General features: G+C 36.7%; 5 protein-coding genes. All 5 read left to right on the top strand.

Features of this window, described 5'->3' with window-relative positions; all coding sequences use genetic code 11:
- Positions 1–33 precede the first annotated feature (33 nt).
- The 5 genes from ACO052_RS11245 to ACO052_RS11225 all read left to right on the top strand — a co-directional run bounded on the left by ACO052_RS11245 (position 34) and on the right by ACO052_RS11225 (position 20,789).
- A complete protein-coding gene (locus ACO052_RS11245) occupies positions 34–2,232 on the top strand; it encodes a hypothetical protein (protein WP_422103849.1) in 2,199 nt (732 codons plus the stop codon).
- A 43-nt stretch (positions 2,233–2,275) separates the two neighbouring features.
- Positions 2,276–8,710: a hypothetical protein gene (locus ACO052_RS11240; RefSeq protein ID WP_422103848.1), complete on the top strand. Its 6,435-nt coding sequence runs from the start codon at positions 2,276–2,278 to the stop codon at positions 8,708–8,710.
- Positions 8,711–8,715: 5 nt separating this feature from the next.
- Positions 8,716–9,294 (top strand): hypothetical protein, encoded by a 579-nt coding sequence (locus ACO052_RS11235; protein WP_422103847.1) that lies wholly within the window; start codon positions 8,716–8,718, stop codon positions 9,292–9,294.
- Positions 9,294–10,010, top strand: a complete 717-nt coding sequence (locus tag ACO052_RS11230) for a hypothetical protein (RefSeq protein WP_422103846.1) — start codon at positions 9,294–9,296, stop codon at positions 10,008–10,010. Before ACO052_RS11235 ends, ACO052_RS11230 begins: the two co-directional genes overlap by 1 nt.
- 87 nt (positions 10,011–10,097) lie before the next feature.
- Positions 10,098–20,789, top strand: a complete 10,692-nt coding sequence (locus tag ACO052_RS11225; RefSeq protein WP_422103845.1) for a polymorphic toxin-type HINT domain-containing protein — start codon at positions 10,098–10,100, stop codon at positions 20,787–20,789.
- Position 20,790: the final 1 nt, after the last annotated feature.

The following is a 20,790-nucleotide window of genomic DNA, read 5'->3' as shown; positions in this document are numbered from 1 at the left end:
TGAGTTTTCAATAAAACTTATAAATTTTAACATATGAAGTATATAGCTTTTGTAATCTTATTAACCTTTTCAATTGGTGTCAAAGCACAGTCGGGTGTTACCAATTACGGCACAAATTCTGGAACTCAAGGGGATTATAGTACTTACCTTGGTGAAGATGCTGGTATGATAGCCACAGGCACTTATAATGTCTTCGCAGGTTATAGAGCTGGTAGGAGCACTACTACGGGTATACAGAATATATTTATTGGAGGAAGGGCGGGCCTTTTTAACACTATAGGTGCGAATAACATTTTCATAGGAAATAATGCGGGGTTTAATAATACCGAAGGGGCTTCCAATGTTTTTCTTGGGGCAGGATCAGGATATGAGAATACCACTGGTACGCTCAATGTTTTTCTGGGAAATAATTCAGGTGACGCCAATACCACTGGTAGTAAAAATGTTTTTGTAGGGACAGGCTCAGGTGGTTCTAATTTAACAGGAGAACAGAATGTGTTTATTGGATATACCGCAGGTTCCTATAACACAACCGGTAATTACAATGTGTTTAATGGGTCTAGAGCAGGGGTTAATAATAGTACGGGCAGTCGTAATAGTTTTACAGGTTTCGAATCTGGATTAAATAATACCATAGGTGAAAATAATGTATTTAATGGGTATTGGTCAGGTAGAAGTAATACCGAGGGATCAAATAATGTTTTTAATGGTTATTACTCAGGATATGATAATTCCACGGGAAGTAATAATGTCTTTTTAGGTAGTGCCACAGGTATTAATAATACCACTGGAAGTAACAATGTTTTTGTAGGAGGAGGCTCAGGTCGTGAGAACTTAACAGGGGAGAATAATGTGTTTTTAGGGACCTATTCTGGTTACAAGAATACCGAAGGTCAAGATAATGTATTTATAGGAAGAAATACCGGTTATGAAAACATTTCTGGAAAAGAGAACTTATTTTTAGGGACCAACGCAGGTAGATACAATACGACAGGCCGAAGCAATGTGTTTAATGGGTATCAAGCTGGCTATAACAATGCAGATGGTGGATTTAATGTTTTTAGCGGGTGGCGTGCCGGATACAGCAACGCCTCTGCGAGTAATAACGTTTTTAGCGGTTATGAAACAGGCTATAATACAACTACAGGTAGTAAGAACTTGTTCGACGGTTATCGTGCGGGTCGCTTTAATGAAACAGGAGCCAACAATGTTTATCTAGGCGCTGATAGTGGCTTTAATAATATTAGTGGCAATAACAACTTATTTTTGGGATACCAAGCGGGCTATAACGAAACGGGGAGCAACAAACTCTATATCGAAAATTCCAATACCATCAATCCGCTCATCTGGGGTGATTTTCAAAATGATTTGGTCAATATTAATGGGCAATTGGGCATCGGCACCAATGCACCCAGTGAGGCCTTGGAGGTTGTAGGAACTATACTATCAGAAAGGCTTATTGTCGATCGACCATCGGATGGAATCATCGCACAATTTGGCGACCCTATTCCAGCAAATCCAGCAAGAAGAAATTTTGATTTTGTGAGTCATCAGGGAGCGATTGATCCGACCTTAGAATTCTCCATGTTCGATAATAATTTTAGTAATAGGTTTATGGTAATGGCTAGAGGAAATATCGAATGGGTTGAGTTAAATGATGCCCAAGATGTTCAAGTTTTTAAAGTGGCAGGAGATCCGAGTTTAGGGGCTTTTATCCATATGCCAAAATCGAACTCAAGAGTTGTCATAGGAGGATATGGCGATTATTTGTCTTCAGATGGCCACAAACTCGTGGTTAAGGATGGAAGTGCCATGATTGAAGGTAATATATTAACCAACAATAAGATAGGTGTTGGTGTAACTGCTGCCGAAATTCCAAATGACTATCATTTGGCAGTAAAAGGTAAAATGATTAGTGAAGAAGTTAAGGTACAACTGCAAGGAAGTTGGCCAGATTATGTCTTTGCATCAGACTACAACCTACTTTCTTTACAAGATTTAGAGCAATATATAACCACTCAGGGCCATTTACCAAATATCCCGACACAAAGTGAGATCAAAAAGGATGGTTTACTATTAGGAGATATGAATGCAAAGCTTTTGGAAAAGATAGAGGAATTAACCCTTTACACGATTCAGCAACAGAAAGAACTAGACAAACAAACCAAGAAAAATAAAGAACTAGAAGCACGACTCGCCAAATTAGAACAATTAATAGAAAAGTCTAATTAAGAAGAGTTACAAACCATAGGTTTATTAAGAAAAAACGATCAGAATGAAGAACATCAGAGAAAGTAAGTTTTCAAAAGTTATAGCCAGTTATTTAGCGCTGCAGCTTATTATGACTACAGTTCAACCTTTTAGTCTATTTGCATTGACGGGAGGTCCTTCACAACCCGAGTTTAATACGTTCACACCGATTGGTACATCTGATATGGTCAATCTATCCTCGGGTGACTTTAATTATAATATTCCTATTATGGATGTTGGAGGTTATCCGTTAAATCTGTCCTATGATTCGGGCATATCTATGGATCAAGAAGCCTCTTGGGTAGGACTGGGCTGGAATCTCAATGTTGGACAAATCAACCGACAAGTCCGTGGTTTACCGGATGATTTTAAAGGGGATGAAATGACCTACAGAACTTCTATGAAACCCAATAGAACCGTTGGTACTACACTCTCTATCAATGGACAACTTTCTGGCAGCGAATTTGGCTTTGGTGGTAGCGCAAGTGCCACCTTAATGTTTAATAATTATGAAGGGTTTTCTTTTAGTCCATCATTTGGGTTGTCTTATAAATTTTGCACCGGCACATCAGTAGGTATGAATATTACTTCTTCAGTTGAGGATGGAGCTTCCGTGACACCAACAGCTTCACAAAGCTTTGATAGTTATTTACAAGACACAAAAAATAGTACCACTCATGCACTAACTAATAATATAGGTTTAGGTATTCCTTTTAACAGTCGACAAGGAATTACAGCATTTAATATTAATACATCAACATCGAGAAAGTCTACACAAGTTACTCAAAAGCAAGACGGAAGTTGGCAAGTTGATAAAGCAAATTCATCTTCAAACATGACCCGCGGGATTTCATTTTTGGACAACACCTTTACGCCCTCAAAGCGTATGGCTTATGATAATGAAAATTATACATTTACGGCCTCTGTAGGTCCCAATGTTACTGTCTTAAGTTTTGAAGCCGGAGTCTCAGCCTTTTATACCCAACAAAAATTAAATGAAGATGAGGCTAACAGAAAGGCCAATGCCTTTGGTTATGAGTATACCGAATCTGCTACCCATAATGATCTTTTAGATTTTAACAGAGAAAATGAGCGCATTGCTTCTAAACGTACACTTACCTTGCCTACCACGAATTATACTTACGATATTTACAGTATTAATGGACAAGGTATAGGAGGACAATTTCGTCCTTATAAAAGTCAGGTAGGTTATCTTTTTGGACAAAAAATTGAAGACAATAGTGATAGTTTTAGTCTTGGTGGTGAGTTCGAAGGGGGCTGGGGTTTTCATGCAGGAGTAGATTTAGAGTATGCTCCTACAACCAGCAGGACTGGTGTATGGGATGTACCAGTTATTAATAAGTTTAAAGCCTCACAGAATAATAATATAGATTATGAACCAACTTATTTTAAGGTTTCTGGGGACTTAAGTGTGGATGATGAGCAATCACTTTTTGAGAACACCTTACATGGCGAAAGTGCCATGGCCTTAGACTTATATCCCGATGGAGATCAACTGTTAGGCAAAAGAGCCATTGGTGCATTTAAAGTTAAGGAGTATTCCGAAGCTTCAGGGCTGGCGAGTCATATAGATTATAGCATTGCAGGAAAAATTAAACGTGCACATAGAGAAAAGCGTAACCAAGCGGTACAAAAGATTACCAAAGCCGAGGCTACTGATAATTTTGTGATTCCTCATATCAATTTGCAAAACCATCATACGAATGGCTATAAAATATTACAACCCGATGGCTCAACTTATATTTATGGTGAGGCAGCTGTCAATAGTATAAAAAATGAAGTAACGTTTTCAACAAACAGAACGCCAAATGCTTCAGATTTATTAGATGGTACCATCACCCCAATTTCTGGCGAAGATGATATGGGTAATAGTTCAGGTTTTGATAATTTCTATAACAATGTAGAGACCCCAGCCTATGCCCATACGTATTTGCTAACCTCGATTTTATCTACAGATTATGAAGATCTTACTGGTAATGGCCCAACAGATGATGATTTAGGCGCCTATACAAAAATTACCTACACCAATGCAGATGGGAATTATAATTGGCGCGTACCATTTGGCAATAAGGCGACCTATAATCCAGGTTTATTTACAAAAGGTAACGACCAAAAAGCCAATTATGTTTCTGGTACTAAAGAATTAAAATATGTGACTAAGATAGAGACTAAAACACATGTTGCGTTATTTGATTTATCAGATAGAGAAGATGGACGAGGAACTGAAAATTCTCTTATGCTTCAACTGGACAAAATACGATTATACTCTAAACCAGAGTATCTTCAGCACCAGTTACTTTTAGAGGATGTTGATGAACTTAATGATCCGGTAGACCCCATAAAGACGGCTTATTTTGAATATACTTATGATTTAGTTAAAGGCACCCCAAACGGAAGTATTGCTAATGGTAATGGCAAACTGACTCTAAAGAAACTGTATTTTACCTATAGAAGTTCTAAAATGGGTAAATATACCCCGTATGTGTTTAATTATAACAACCCTAATCCAGATTATCAAATAAAGTCTTATGACGTTTGGGGCAACTATAAACCTATTTTCGATAATGACACTGCCGTTATTGTAGATAATGCAGAAAGTCCAACCAATTTTACCATCGATAATAGTCAAATGCCTAGTTTAAGTGCCTCATGCCAAGCTAATAATCCAATAACAAGTCAGGAGTTTCCTTTTGTAAAACAAAATAACAAGACGTTACAGGATCTATACGTATCCGCTTGGACGCTATCAGCTATAGATTTACCCTCTGGTGGCAAGATTGAATTAGAATATGAGTCAGACGACTATAAGTATGTGCAGGATGAGGAGGCCATGCAAATGTTTAAAGTTGTTGGAGTTAATCATAATGGATCTGTGACTTTAAGTGCAGATCATAGATTGTACGGAGACGATGTATTGGATAATAATTACATCGCTATTCAATTGCTCGAACCCTTAGAAAGCTATGCCAATAATGAGAGCCTAGATAATCAAATCGATGAGTTTATAGGAAAATATTTGGGTGAACATATTGACAAACCTATATATTACAAGTTTTTGTTGAATATGGAAACAGGGAGTTCTTGCTCCAAAGACTATGTGGAAGGCTATTTTAACGTCGCTACCCCAGAGACCCCTGATATTAGATTGCATGATAACCATCCAGATTATGGCCATATTGCATTAATAAGGATCGAAACCCAAGACATAGAGGGAGGTGTGAATGGTAATAGACAAGTCAACCCAATAGCTAAAGCAGGGTGGTATTTTGCTAGAAAAAATCTTAATCGCTATGCCTATGGAACAGGAGATGATGAACCCAATACCACCAATATTGGAGAAATTGTAGACGGTATTTTTACCTCGATAGGTGTCTTGTCTGAAATATTTGTAGGGCCAAACAAATACTTAAGAGATAAACATATAGCAAAGTACTTTAACCCAGAAAAGTCTTGGATACGTCTAAAACACCCTACTAATGCAAAATTAGGAGGAGGTTTGCGGGTAAAAACCATTAAGATGTTTGATAATTGGGATGAGATGGTCAATCTGCCCCAAACAGACAAATACAATCCTTACAGCAATTTCTATGGACAGGAATATACCTATAGATTAGTGGGAAGCTTGGGGTCTAGTGGTGTTGCCACATGGGAACCTAATATGAGTAAGGAGAATCCTCATATATTACCATTTTTTGACAGTAAAGACCGCTTACAAGCACATGACTATGTCGAAAAACCTTTCGGAAAGTCTTTCTTTCCAGCAGCAACGGTAACCTACAGTAGAGTCGAAGTTAGAAATTTGACGAAAATTGATGACAACGGAACTGAAAATGATAATACCGACGATAGTTTCGTAAAAAACAATGCAACAGGAAGTGTTGTCAATACATTTTATACCTCTAAAGATTTTCCAACTATAGCTGACTTCACTGAAATAGATAGCAGAGGAAACTATGTGTCAAATGCTGATGAAATCTTGGACAATATACTTAAACTAGATGTGAATACGGAATTAGTCTTATCCCAAGGCTTCTCCATTGTCACCAATGATATGAACGGAAAACCTAGTAAACAAGAAGTATTCAATGAAAGCGGTATGCCGATATCTAGCATAGACTATATTTATAATGTCGATGATAATGGGAATTTAGACAATAACTTGCCCGTGATTTTAGAGGACGGCAGCCAATCGAATAGGTTAATAGGTACACATTATGATGTTATAACAGATTTTAATGAAAGCTATAACAATTCAGAAGTACATGGAGTGCATGTTAATACAAACTTTTTTGTGATACCCATTGGTATAGGCGTCATACCGATCTGGTTAGGTGGTTTACCTTATACCCATCAATCTAATACCGCAAAGTTTAGAAGTACAACGACCACTAAAGTCGTGCACAAAACCGGAATTTTAATGGAAAAGGTCGCTACCGATTTAGGGTCTTCAGTTAGAACTAAAAACTTAGCATGGGATGCCTTGAGTGGTCAGGTGTTGCTAACTGAAACCATTAATGAATATGAAGATAAGTATTACAACCATATGTATCCTGCGCATTGGGCCTATAAAGGCATGGGGCAAGCTGTAGATAATTTAGGTATTGAAGCTTGGTTAGAGCCCGTACAGTCCACACCAGGCAGTACAGAAGATGATGATGGGGCTACGGCTTGGTATAGCCTAATAGACAATTATCCAAACAGTACGTCACTATCGGACTATTTTGCACCAGGAGATGAGTTGGCTTTGTTGTCTAACTCGGGTATTGTATTAGATAAATACTGGATCAATCAAGTTGAAAATAATGCCATGATTCTAATTGATAGAAACGGTGATGTTGTAAATGCTTGTGGAGATGAAAGTGAAAACCCTATTAGAGTGAAGGTGGTTCGCTCACATCAACGTAATTTACAATCTGCTTCTATGGCATCTATCACCAGTATGGCTAATCTGTTTGAGTTAGAAAAAATTAGTGACCCCAATTTTTCTTATAATGGAGGTGGTGGTGTCGACGATCCCAAAATCGTTAATGCATCAGCTGTTGAATACAATGATTTTTGGAATACCCAACGTGAAAACAATCTAAGTAAATATCCGGTTAGTAATTCACCTGTCTTGGCTAATGGGCTTATCAGCTATCCGAGTTACGGAACCAACCCATTTGTAAATAATATTAAAGGCGATTGGCGTGCCGTGGCGTCATATGCTTATCTAACGGGACGTTCTAATGGCATATCACCTCGACAAGATGGTTTTTTCACTAGTTTTTCCCCTTTTTACAAGTACGAAAATAACCTGTGGCAGCGACAATTAAGTAATTGGACCTTTGCCAGCGAAGTCACGAAGTACAGTCCTTTTGGTGCGGAATTAGAAAATAAGGATGCGCTTAATCGTTTTTCCGCAGCACAATATGGTTATAATTATACCCTACCCACAGCGGTAGCGTCTAATAGTCAATACCGAGAAATGGGATACGATGGCTTCGAAGATTACAGCTACGTTGCAAGTGGAGTGAATAACCCCAATGGCTATGGACACAGAAACTCTCATTTTGGATTTCAAACGGCGGTTGAAAATTTTTCTGCTACGGTAACCTCAGAAACAGCGCATACAGGGAAATATAGTATAAAAGTACCACCTTCTAGTAGCGTTGCTATGTTAAAACAATACGAAGAGATTGGTAAATGTGAACTAATTCTACCCCAACATGAATGTGCAGATGTTATTGTTAATAATTGCCCTTGTGGCGGGACTTATCCAAACGATTGTAATATTTGTATAACATGTTCCGATTACTCAGTAACTGATGCCAATCTTACTTCTAATGAGATAAAAGTATTTGATACAGATTATCCATTTGCTGGGACTACAATCACTTATGATGATAGTCAATGTAACAGTTATGGCACAGTTGAATTTGTAGAAAATGCTTCTGGCAACATACAAATTAGGTATACGCATCCAGCTCAAGATGTACCATATAACCCATCAGTTGGTTCATGCGATATTTCAATCACTTTCAATAAAACTGGTTATAGTTCCTGTTTTTCTACCCTAAATCTAGATGCGGCTAGCTTTTCTATGCCATTTAATACTCCAGCCACATATTATGGTTTAGTTTGTGGATTTGGTGCTAACGTGAATTATAATTATTCAGGTACGCCGAATCAACCTTTAAATTTTACGGCCAACATATACTTTGATGCCAATCCGCAAACTGTAAAAAAACTTCTCATAGAAGATATTTTTCCGGCACAAGAACTTGAGTTTGTCAATAATCAAATTCAGGGCACAATGACAACTGATAGCAATGGAAATCTAGACTTTTTCCTTAGAAAAGCTGTTGAAATACAGGACTGTAGCGGAATAATTCAGCTAAATCAATTTTATATAGAAATCACTTTTCCTAATAACCCTGAAATTCCAACCTATTATTTTTAAAAATTATGAAACAGCATTTAATTATAGTATTGACAATTTTAATAAGCTTAAATACCCACAGCCAAGATTATGTAGAATGTTCCTCATTTTTTCCTGAGCCTAATGAATGGTATGTAGTTAGTGGTTGGGTAAAACAAGATGCTACTAAAGTGACAACTTATACCACTGAAGTAGGTATTAATATTGCTTTTGACGATGACGGTATTGACTCTACAAGTCCGATTGTATTTCCGTTTACGGTCAGTGGTAATATCATAGACGGATGGCAACGTATTATTGGTAAATTTCAAGTCCCCAGTAATGTTGTGAGTTCTCAATTACTTATTACGATTGAACTTTTTAACAACAATCCCTCAAGAGATGCTTGGTTTGATGATATTAGGGTCTACCCGTTAAATGGTACAATGAAAAGCTTTGTCTATGATGAGGACACGCAGCGTTTAATGGCAGAGTTAGATGAGAATAATTATGCGACCTACTATGAATATGACCAAGAAGGAGGTCTGGTTCGTGTTAAAAAAGAAACCGAAAAAGGGGTTTATACCATACAGGAAACAAGGTCTAGCACAAAAAAGAACGACTAATGAATTACAAGACACACATTTATAGCCTAGGACTATTATTTTTCTTCATACAGTTTGGTTTTTCCCAAACTTCGGTCATGGAAGTTTTGGAAATGAGCTTGAAAACTTCTGAGCAATTTAGCACTTTTTCCTGCAATTTGGATTATAAATACTTTCCCACTTACGTGTCTGAAGAACATACGGCGAATTACAAAGGCGTGCTTATAAAAGATGAGCTTGATTCTTTCCTAAAAATTAAAGAAACCATTTTTTTAACTAATCACAATTCTAAAACTGTATTAAAAGTCAATAAACTTCAAAAAGCAATGTCTATTAGCAACAACTTGGATATGCCCAGCAACATGGATTATTTATCTAACCTTAGAGATATTATTAGTCAATTTGATGCTAAAGAGCTGACTGAAACAACTACGACTTGGAAATGTATTTTAGTCGCTCCAGAAATATCCCAACTCCCTTACAGCAAAGTAGAACTTTACATCAATAAGAGTGACAACATGATAACAAAGCAGGTACTGTATATCAGCGCCCAATTTCCTTATAATGATGAGGACGGCAGGCAAATGGCTAATCCCAGATTAGAGATTAGTGTTACAGACCACAAAACATTAATTGAACCAGAACAAAAAAAACTACTTGATCTCGATAATTACATCCATAAAAAAAATGGTAAAATCGTCCCTGTAAAGGCTTATAAAAACTACCAAATACTCTAAACTTTAATGACTAAATGTAATATTATGCAATATTTAACATCATTATCAAACAAATTTTGTCTCGCTGTAATAGCACTATGGTGTTCAATGTCTACAGTACAAACTCAGAATTTACCCCCTAAGTTTCAAACGAGTATTGAATATCCTAATGAACAGACGACTATTGCAATCGGTACCACTCTACCTCTACCATATGCCGATACTGGTGTGACAGAGCCTAATACTGACACCTATGAACCAGAAACGTTCCTTCATTTTTTTATCGATAATGATGACACTCCATCACTCGTTAACTATAGTACCAGTATAGAGTTGCAAATCACGCCTTTTCTCTCCGATGGAAGTTCGGATACATCCTATACTAAAACCTTTGTGTTGGATTATGCAGTTGATGGTAGCTCAGGTAATACTATAGATCAGATTTATCATAAAATTGATGGTAGGTATGGTGTAAACGTCCAAATAATTAATATTACCACTCAGCAAGAAGGTAATACGACAAATACTTTACCCGATAACGTAAGGTTGACTTTAGGCTATGTCGCTTATAAGATTAAGGCACTTGCTGCTAATGCGCCTCCGATATCCACAGGCGATATTACCTATAATGCCTCTACAAATGAATATATTTTGAAGTGGGGAGCTGTGGAAGGCGCGGTGAGCTATGATTTGGAATGGTCTTGGTATGATAATTATGATCGCACTCCAGATATGATTCCCCTTACACTCCAAGACTTTAAAAACAATAGTACTAGGATTAACACAGACCAAAGAGAATATGCAATTGCAAATATATTCGGAAAAGGCCATTTAGCTTTTAGAGTGAGGGCTGTTGGTATGGCCTATTCTGGCGGTGAGTATTTCTTTGAACAAGGAAATTGGAGTTTTCAATCTCAAAACGCTTCCCATTTAGAAGATTGGAACGACGCATTTATTACATTAACGACAGGACATGAAATAAATAAAAACTGGCAGTTTCAGGCTAGTTACGCAGAGGAAGGTAAGAAAAAAGAAGTGGTCAGTTATTTTGATGGCACTTTGCGAAATCGTCAAACCGTAACTAGAATAAATACTGATAATAATGCTATTGTCGGCGAAGTGATTTACGACAATCAAGGTAGACCGGCAATAGAAGTCTTACCTGTACCGGCAAGTTTTGATAAAAATAAACTAGGGTTTCACCAAAATTTTAACCTCAATATAAATGGTGATAAATACTCGCATCTAGATTTTGATTGGGATAGTGCCGCAAACGATGTCTGTGGTATCGCTGCAACCCAGATGTCTCCTGAAGCCGGAGCGAGTAAATACTATTCTCGATTAAACACATCCACGAGTCAATTTAGAGACTATATTCCAGATGCTCTAAATTATCCCTTTTCACAAATTATCTATACGGATGATAATACGGGTAGAATTAAAAAGAAAGGTGGTCTTGGACTAACACATCAGATAAATTCGGGGCACGAAATGCAATATGTCTATGCAAAACCAATTCAAAATGAATTAGATCGCTTATTTGGTTATCAGGTTGGCTTACATAATCATTACAAAAAAAACGCAGTTGTTGATCCAAACAAGCAGGTAAGTGTAAGTTACATTGATCCACAGGGGCGGACCATTGCAACGGCTTTAGTTGCCGATAACCCACCTGCCTTAACAGGATTAGATGACGAGGAGGGTATAAATACGGAAGATGGTATTGATCCCTTGACTCATGGACTCACTACACAGGACATCTTAAATAACACCTCATATAACTCCAATCAATTTCCTGGTTTAAGCATATCAGATGGCCTAAAAACACAAATGTTTAAGGCCGTGGTTTCAGAGAGTAATGCTCATACAATGTCTTATAGTCTAGGTGTTACTGATATTTTTCAACCAGATTGTTTTGCTGAGATCGCGGAGTATAATGGTAAGGGTTATCCTTTTGTATTTGATCTGGGCCTTGATGCTATAACGGAATGTGGGGATTCACTATTAAGCAATGCCTTAGTCGACAATATTCAGTCTACAGAGGCAACGTCTCATCCTTTGGGCTATGCTACAACTCAAACACAAATCTCTGTTTTGCTATCTTATGATGATCAAGATGACGATCCTTTAACAAATGACGAAACATTGATTCCTTACGATGCTGTTGATTTAGTGAGTCCTCTAGGCAGTACGCAACAGTTATTTTCAGATAACTTTACAACAGTCCCGGCACCACCTATAGGAAATCTGCAAATACTAAAGACCTTAAAAGTAAACAAAAATGCTTTAGATAAGTTCGCCGATGACTGGATTGTAAAAGTACAGCAGAGTGATAGTGATTGTATTCTTGATTTAGGATTTTTTAATCCTGACACCGGTATAGATGGTTGTTTTAGCAGTTGTCAAGAATGTGAGGATGCCATTGCACCAAATGGTGGTGGACTACAAGAGTATATCGATACAAATTTATTAGAATATACTGAAACACTTGCCACCGTGGCTCCCGAGGATTTGACTTTTGTCACAAATGCCTTAACAGAACGATTTCAGAGAGAATATGAGTTACTTGTAGAGGCTTGTAACTCTAATTGTCAAACTGATGGGGTTGGTACAACAGATCCCAATAGTACGATTCAATCTATTTCTTGTGATGTTAAGACATTAATTATAAAAGCAGATATGGAATTGGGCGGTCAATATGGCAATAGTCCGGAAATTGATGATACCGACTTACTTAGTATTTATAACGAGCAAAATTTACTTGCCAACCCATTTATTACAACCCTATATGACAATTTATACTCTGGACAAATGCCAGATTTTTTTAGTTGGCGGACACCTTTTAATTTAGAATTTCCAAGTGATCCCTTTCATTATTACGATGAAAATGGAAGTATTGTATATATATCGGTTCCTTTGGATGAAAATGGCGAGTCTACACAATATCCCTTGATTAATCCTATAGATTACCCTTTTATTGATGCCAATCCTTTAATTACTGAAGATCCATTAAATGAAGGATATGGTTTAGTTGAGCCTCACTTTTTGCTTAATTTTAGTGATTTCGACTATTTCTATACCAATCACTGGGCCTATTCGCTTATGGCTTTTCATCCAGAATATTCATATGTAGATTTTGCGTTTAAACTATGTGAGGTCATTAGTCTCAATACTTTGGAAGTCACAGTAGATTCTAACGGAGATGGTATTTTAGAAACAACGACCGCTTATGTTAATATCGATGGATTCAAAAACTATTTAGAGAATTTAGACTATAACGCTGCTCTGGGCAAAGGTTATCTTACGGAAGCTACGATTACAAATCTCTTATTAGATGATCCTTTATATAACGCCTTTCCAGTTGATTTAGCAGCAGAGCTCGGGTTTCCTAGTTTACCAGATTTTCAAACTTTTATTGAGAACAATTTCTTAATTGCCAGCTCAAACGCGGCAATAGCTTATGAAAGTATATTGACCGTAGTTTGTAATTCTATTAGTGAATGTAGTTACAACGATTATAACAGTGCTTTTGCTGCATTACAGACACAAGAAGACAAAGAAGAGTTTTGGGATGTGTATCTCAACTCATATCTTAATTTTAGAGACCGTGTAATTAGCGCATTGTCTAATATTTATGCTATCAACAACAACACCTATAATAATTGTATTGGTGAGGGGCTAATCACAGATGATGATCCTCTATTGCGACTTAATGTGGCTTTTAGTGTTTCTACAAATCAATCTTCTGGAGCTGTTTGTGGTGATAATGCTGGGCTATATTTTGATAAAATAAAACGTATCGTGTCTGAGGATTACCTTTATGATTCTTCTGCGTCCGCGGTAGAAAACTCACAAGATCTAGAAGAGTTAACGGATTATAATTACTATATAGATACAGGCCAATGCCCTATGGGTAGAGATTTTGAATTTTTTGTAAATGGCTTATTTGAGGATGTCAATAGTGATGGGAGTTTAAGCTTTTCTACCAATCCATATCAGATACCTTATAATGATAGTTATTTAAGTATGGATCTTTATTTAGACTTGGGAGGCCTACCCACTTACGTAGAACAAAGTGGTGTGTTTGTGCTTAATGTGCCTAATAGTAATATGAACTTTAATTTTAGTTCACCCAGTAATAGTGAATTATATTTAAACATTACCTCTAGTAACACGACCAGTATATTAACAAACAATCCTATTTTGTTTTACTTGCAGGATAATAATTACTCATGGTCAAACTACAACAACACATGGATTATAAAAGAAATCAGTCAGTTTAATTACGAAGGATATACTGAAGTAAATCCAATAGAGTTTGGTTTTTTAATGACCGTTAAAATCGCCAACCCGTCTCAACCTGATGTCATTATTGAAGAAATCATTATTTCTGGAAAAACTATTGCGCGCATAGGGGAATGCTATATTAATGGAGGAAGTTCGGGCGGAGGACCAGATGATCCAGTTGGAGAAGGCCCTTTAACTGGTGGGCCATTAAATGATGACGAATGCCAAGATGCCGATGATTTTACCGAAGCAATACTTAATCTATTAAATTCACTCAACAATTCTAATGAAATTTTTAATCAGAATATTTCATTAAATACGACTGGCTTATATAGTGCTAACGACTTTTTACCAACATTCTTGGGGGATACTAACTTAGGAGCGACTTGGAGTTATGATGTTTCAACACATACTGGAACCATAGCTATAGGGCTTACCGAAATAGTGTCAATTCCATTAAACAGTGTACTATACAACGATATTAATAGTGGTGATTTTATAGTTTTTCATCGTATAGAGTTTGCCGATGGTAATCTTGACGAATTACAAATCATTTATTCGTCTCTAGAAAGTATGACTATTTATGGAACCACATATACATTTGCGATACCAAGAGCTATATATAGTAACATTACGGCTCTAGACTATAACTGTTGTAGTTATATAGAATCTAACAACCCTTGTGGTGTCTTAGATAGTGACGGTGATGGCATAGGTGATTTATGTGACGATGATAATGGTTGTGGTGATACGGATAGCGATGGCGATGGTATAGGTGATTTATGCGACCCTATTGGTTGTACTCCTTTAAATTGTGACACTGCATTGATTGGGCTAATGAATTTTCTATTAACCCAAGGACATATATACGACAGTAGTTATAATATTACATCCAATGTTCTTTTTTACGCCACCTGTTTAGACGAATTTTATCAAATTAATTTAGGGGATTCATTAGTATGGGAGTTTAATGACCCCTCCAATAACTTTGTATTAAGAAGAAATGGTGTTTTAATTGTGGAACTTCTAGGCGTAGGACCAGGTGATATTAATAATCTAGATGTTAGTAGTTTTACTTCAATTAATTTAATAGAGGTTGATGGTACATTAGCTTATACTGACAGTCTTAATAACCCTAATAGTTTTATTTACAAAAAAGGTGCATTTCAATGCGATATGAATGACCTATGTGAAGCCTTCATTGGAGTTGACTCTGATGATGATGATGTAGATGACGGTTGTGATAATTGTTGGAAAGATGGAAATACCGATCAGGCGGACTCAGATGATGATGGTGTGGGTAATGTTTGTGATAGTTGCCCTAATGCATTTAATATAGGTGATACCGATAATGATGGCATTGATGATGCTTGTGATCCTGAAGTTATGCCAGCTCCGTGCATAGCTGATATTGAAAATAATAAAGCAATATTTAGTAATGGAATGATAGCACTAATCAATCAGGTAAAAACAAATAATGATCCTAATGGCATAGGCAATTTTGTTGTGACAAGCTATCTTACCAACGACCTTAGAACTTTTTTTGAATCTAATGCTAAAATCATATTCAATGATCCAAATTATGCCTTTAGTAGCGTCAATTGGACTTACCCTTATGCAATTGACAATGAAGACTATCTAAAGCTGGAATTTTCTGGCGCGTCAAATTATTACGTCCTAGTCAAACAAATTGATTTTAGCGATGATTACCTTAGTATTACACCTTTGGGAGTACTTCCGAATACAGAAAGCATCTATTTTATTGGCCAATTGCCTGTCGGAAATATACCGTCTAGTTCAACATTACTGTTCTACCAGACATATGGAAATATAACTTCATCTCAATATTTTCCTTTAAACTTTAGCTGTAACTTAGATACAATTGTCAACAGTCCAACAGCACCTTTAGTTTTTTCAAAGTCTATATCGGTTATTAGCAGTAAAAGTATTGTAGATGATGATAGCTGTGAGGTTTGTATACCACAAAGTATAACGCCAGTTCCTTGGAGTGAAAGTATCTACCAAAACACTTTTGTGGCCAATTTACAAAACGTAGTAGGGTATGAAATTCCGAGTCAATATAGTTGGGAGTACTTTTCCGATCGGAATTACCAATATATTTTGGAAGGCTATATTGAATACTTAACTGTTCTCAGTAATGGTAATTTAAGTACACTTTCTACAGAGCATCCTTTATTTCTAACTATTTCAGGTTTTGGGGCTACACCCTTAAACTATGGTTACGACGATTACAATAGTGTCATTGCTGCTTATCAGCCCTATATGGGCTTGAGCCCGGATGGTATCAATGATGACCCTGAAACTCCAGAAATAGAAGGGTTTTTAGTATGGCGCGATTTTGCGGCCCACTATGTTGAGATCAATAGTATTTGCCCACCAGATCCTATGCCCGCCAATATTGATATTCCTCCTTATGATGGACCCTCAGATTGTGAGCAATTTGCGACAAATGTATCAGAAGCATATGGGGCTGATAATTATGCAGAGTATATTAATCGTCTTAAACGTAAATTCAAAATAGACTATATTAATGCGGCATTGCAAAGTGTGGAAGAGAGCTTTACACTACAATATGAAGATAAAGAATATCAATATACCTTATACTATTATGATCAAGCGGGAAATCTAATACAAACGGTCCCTCCACAAGGGGCAAATAGAGTTGAGTTCAACGCACTATCACCCGATATAGCCACTATTAGGGACAGCGGTGAGCAAACTCCGGATGAGACGGTCTTACCAAATCATTTCCTTAAGACACAATACCGTTATAATTCATTAAACCAACTCGTTTGGCAAAAAACACCGGACGGTGGTGAAACGCGTTTTGCCTATGATGATTTAGGACGTATTATTGCTTCACAAAATGAGAAGCAAGCCATAGACAATATTCTAGGTCAAACCGAAGAAGACTTTAGTTATACCACATATGATGGATTGGGGCGTATCATAGAAGCAGGGGAAGTAAAACTGCCACTCAATGAATATATAATTAACGATAATGGTCGTCTGGAAAAAGTTTTAGATGGTACCGAGATTGATACTGAGGGCTTTCCGTATGATATATCGACCAGAAGAAGGGAAGTGACTCAGACGTTTTATGACGATGCGATTCTCGTAGAAGGTACAGCCAATACTATGTCCGCTGTATACTCTAATGACTTATTTACTAGTGGTTATACACTTTATAACAGCATTAATAGGGTAACTGCTGTCTTGTATTTTGATGAACTCACGACTATTGATAACAGCGAACCATTTGATAATGGTCTGTTTTATAATTACGATGTTCATGGCAATGTAAAAGAACTCATCACTTATATTACAAGTTTAAAAATCCCAAATTGTATCGAAGATGCTAATACTTTAGATTGTGAAGCCCATTTGAGGCGCATTCATTATGATTATGACCTAATAAGTGGTAACGTCCATGAGGTGAAGTATCAGCCCAATAAACCCGATCAATTTCTCCACCGTTACGCATACGATGACGACAATCGTATTATGAATGTTAAGACCTCAGAAAACGGTGTAATTTGGGAAGAGGATGCTAACTACCAATATTATGAGCACGGACCTCTAGCAAGGGCTCTATTGGGAGACAAGCAAGTTCAGGGAATGGACTATGTTTATACAATTCAGGGGTGGTTAAAAGGTGTAAATAGCGAGGAAGCAGGTGTTAATGATGTAGGTAATGATTTGGGTACTATAACAGCTACAGATGCATTTGCCTATTCACTCAATTATTTTAATGGAGATTATGAAACTATTGGTGGAACAAACCCATTTAGACTTGCAGAAAATGGTACTTATGTTAACACAAATAACCTCTATAATGGTAATATCAAAACTATGGTGACTAGCCTTATTGATATGGATGAGAACCCATTAAGTGTGTTGCAAAACAATTACACCTATGACCAGCTCAATCGTATTAAATCTATGGATAGCTATGATGTGGGTAATGACAAAAGAGCCTATGCATCTACCTATAATTATGATCGTAATGGTAACTTGACAGATCTTACCCGTTCTGTAAATGATGTACCAATGGACAATTTTTCTTATCAATATAACACGGATGTCCAAGACAAGGCTCTAAGAAATAATCGCTTATACGCCGTAACAGAAAATCTTGCTACAGATAACGCTTTTGATTCGGATATTGATACTGGTCAAAATATTGGGGTTTTGAATGAAGATACTGGTGAATTTGATGGAATATTAAATCCAGTTACAAGTCTAATAGAAGGACCTAACTATCAATATGATGCTATTGGCCAACTGATTAAGGACGAACAAGAAGGCATCTCTAATATAGATTGGCGCGTCGATGGTAAAGTAAGACAAATCACTAAAGCTGATGGGACGACGATTAGTTTTGACTATGATGGTTTAGGGAACCGGTTGTCTAAAACCACAGTGCCTCAAGGGGACGCTCAACAAACGAGCACAAATTATTACATTAGGGATGCCCAAGGTAATACCATGGCTATATATTTTAGCGGTGCTGTAATATCTTCGGGTGGTTCGGGCAATGCAGTAGATTTTATCATCCCTGCGGATGTTGTGCATAGTGGTACCGAACTTATACAAGCCAGCGGCAATATCATAGCAGCACAAAGTGGTGGTTATACCATAACTCCAACAGGAAATGTAACGCTGCAGGCGGGTAATTCTATTACACTTCATCCAGGAACACATATCCAATCGGGTGCGAATGCGCATCTATTTATAGACCCAAGTACGACATCAATAGTAGAGATTGTTGATCTTGAATTATCTGAACACCATTTATATGGAAGCTCCCGATTAGGGTTACAAAAATACGTAAACGACTTAACAGCTGAAGACGACGATTATGAAAATACTGTGGGTGACAAACGTTATGAGTTAAGCAATCACCTAGGTAATGTTTTGGCAGTCATTACGGATCAAAAATTGTATGATAGTGGTATCTTTAAACCTAATGTAATTGCCTACAATGATTACTATCCCTTCGGAATGCTAATGCCAAACCGCCATGGCTCAACAGATACATACCGTTATGGGTTTAATGGTAAGGAGAAAGACGATGAAGTCAAAGGGGAAGGTTTACAAGTTGATTATGGGTTTAGGATTTATGATCCTAGGTTAGGTAAGTTCTTGAGTACGGATCCATTATTTAAAGGCTACCCTTTTTATACTCCATATCAGTTTGCTTCTAATACTCCAATATCAGCTATTGATATAGATGGCTTGGAATCTGATAAAAACTTTAATGAAATAGAGAAAGACTTTAAAAGAAAGTATACATCAAACCCAGGGGATAAGTTTATGCAAATTATTGAAGATTTATTTGCATGGAAAGATGCTAACTCGGAAGAGGAATTAGAAAGAGCATACGAAAAAAGTAAAGCAGCTCAGAAAAAAATTGATGCAATGGTGACTTTTACAAATAGTTTAGTTACAACAACTAAACAAGCTGCTGATTTTGTCCTACCATTAGAACTTTATGAAAATTTAGCAACCGGAAAAAATTTAGATGGAACAGAAGCTCAATGGTATGACTATTTGATAAATACAGTGGGAATATTACCAGGTCCGGGGAAGTTAGGGAAAGGGTTTAAATTCGCAGCTAAGTATGGCGATGAATTTGTAGATGTGACTGAGCATGTAGTCAAAGTGGCAAATAAGCTCTGCTTTGTCGCAGGAACACAAGTACTTGCTGAGAATGAGTATGAAAATATAGAAGATATACAAGTAGGCGATTATGTTTGGTCATTTAATGAAAACTTATCAAAGAATGAATTAAAGAAGGTAACTAAGACGTTTAAATCAAAATCAGATCATATTAGAACAATTGAAACAGATAAAAATATTATAAAAACTACTGACGAACATCCTTTTTATGTGAGTGGTATATGGAAAGAAGCTAAGTATATTAATGTTGGAGACTCATTAACCCTAAAAGGTTTTTCTAAAGAAGTAGTATTAAAAGTAGGAAAAATTAATAAACCTGTTGAGGTATACAATTTTGAAGTTGAAGGTAATCATTCGTATTTTGTAACAAAGAGTAATATACTTGTTCATAATTTATGTTTTAAGGTAAAATGGGGGGCTGCCGTATATCCATTAAGCCCTTATAAAACAGCCATTGAGCACATAATACATAGACATGGATTTAAATCTACATTTGCAGATAAGAATTTATGGACTCAGGCATTTACAGAAAATATAGGTAAATTAAAAAATGTAGTAAATGACGCTATTGCAAAAGCAAAAAGTACCAAAGATTTAGTGATAAAGTATGCTGAAGATGGGACAAGACAATATAGTGTTAAAATAGACGTGGGTCAGACTGTAGGTACTCGAGGTGAGACTGCTATTGAAATATTTCTGGATAAAGATTTTAATGTTTTAAATGCCTATCCAGTAGGAAGAAATTTAAGAGATAGATCAAAAGCAATGAAAGCTGTTAATGAGGCTAATGAAAAGTTACTTAATAATTAGA

This window comes from Winogradskyella sp., assembly GCF_965228925.1.
In the GTDB taxonomy this organism is placed as follows: Bacteria; Bacteroidota; Bacteroidia; order Flavobacteriales; family Flavobacteriaceae; genus Winogradskyella.
This window is presented reverse-complemented; position numbering and strand designations above follow the sequence as displayed.

Excerpts from the sequence above, each read along its gene's own strand:
- ACO052_RS11235 (WP_422103847.1), top strand. The coding sequence starts at position 8,716 with ATGAAACAGCATTTAATTATAGTATTGACAATTTTAATAAGCTTAAAT.
- ACO052_RS11240 (WP_422103848.1), top strand. The coding sequence starts at position 2,276 with ATGAAGAACATCAGAGAAAGTAAGTTTTCAAAAGTTATAGCCAGTTAT.
- ACO052_RS11225 (WP_422103845.1), top strand. The coding sequence starts at position 10,098 with ATGTCTACAGTACAAACTCAGAATTTACCCCCTAAGTTTCAAACGAGT.
- ACO052_RS11230 (WP_422103846.1), top strand. The coding sequence starts at position 9,294 with ATGAATTACAAGACACACATTTATAGCCTAGGACTATTATTTTTCTTC.
- ACO052_RS11245 (WP_422103849.1), top strand. The coding sequence starts at position 34 with ATGAAGTATATAGCTTTTGTAATCTTATTAACCTTTTCAATTGGTGTC.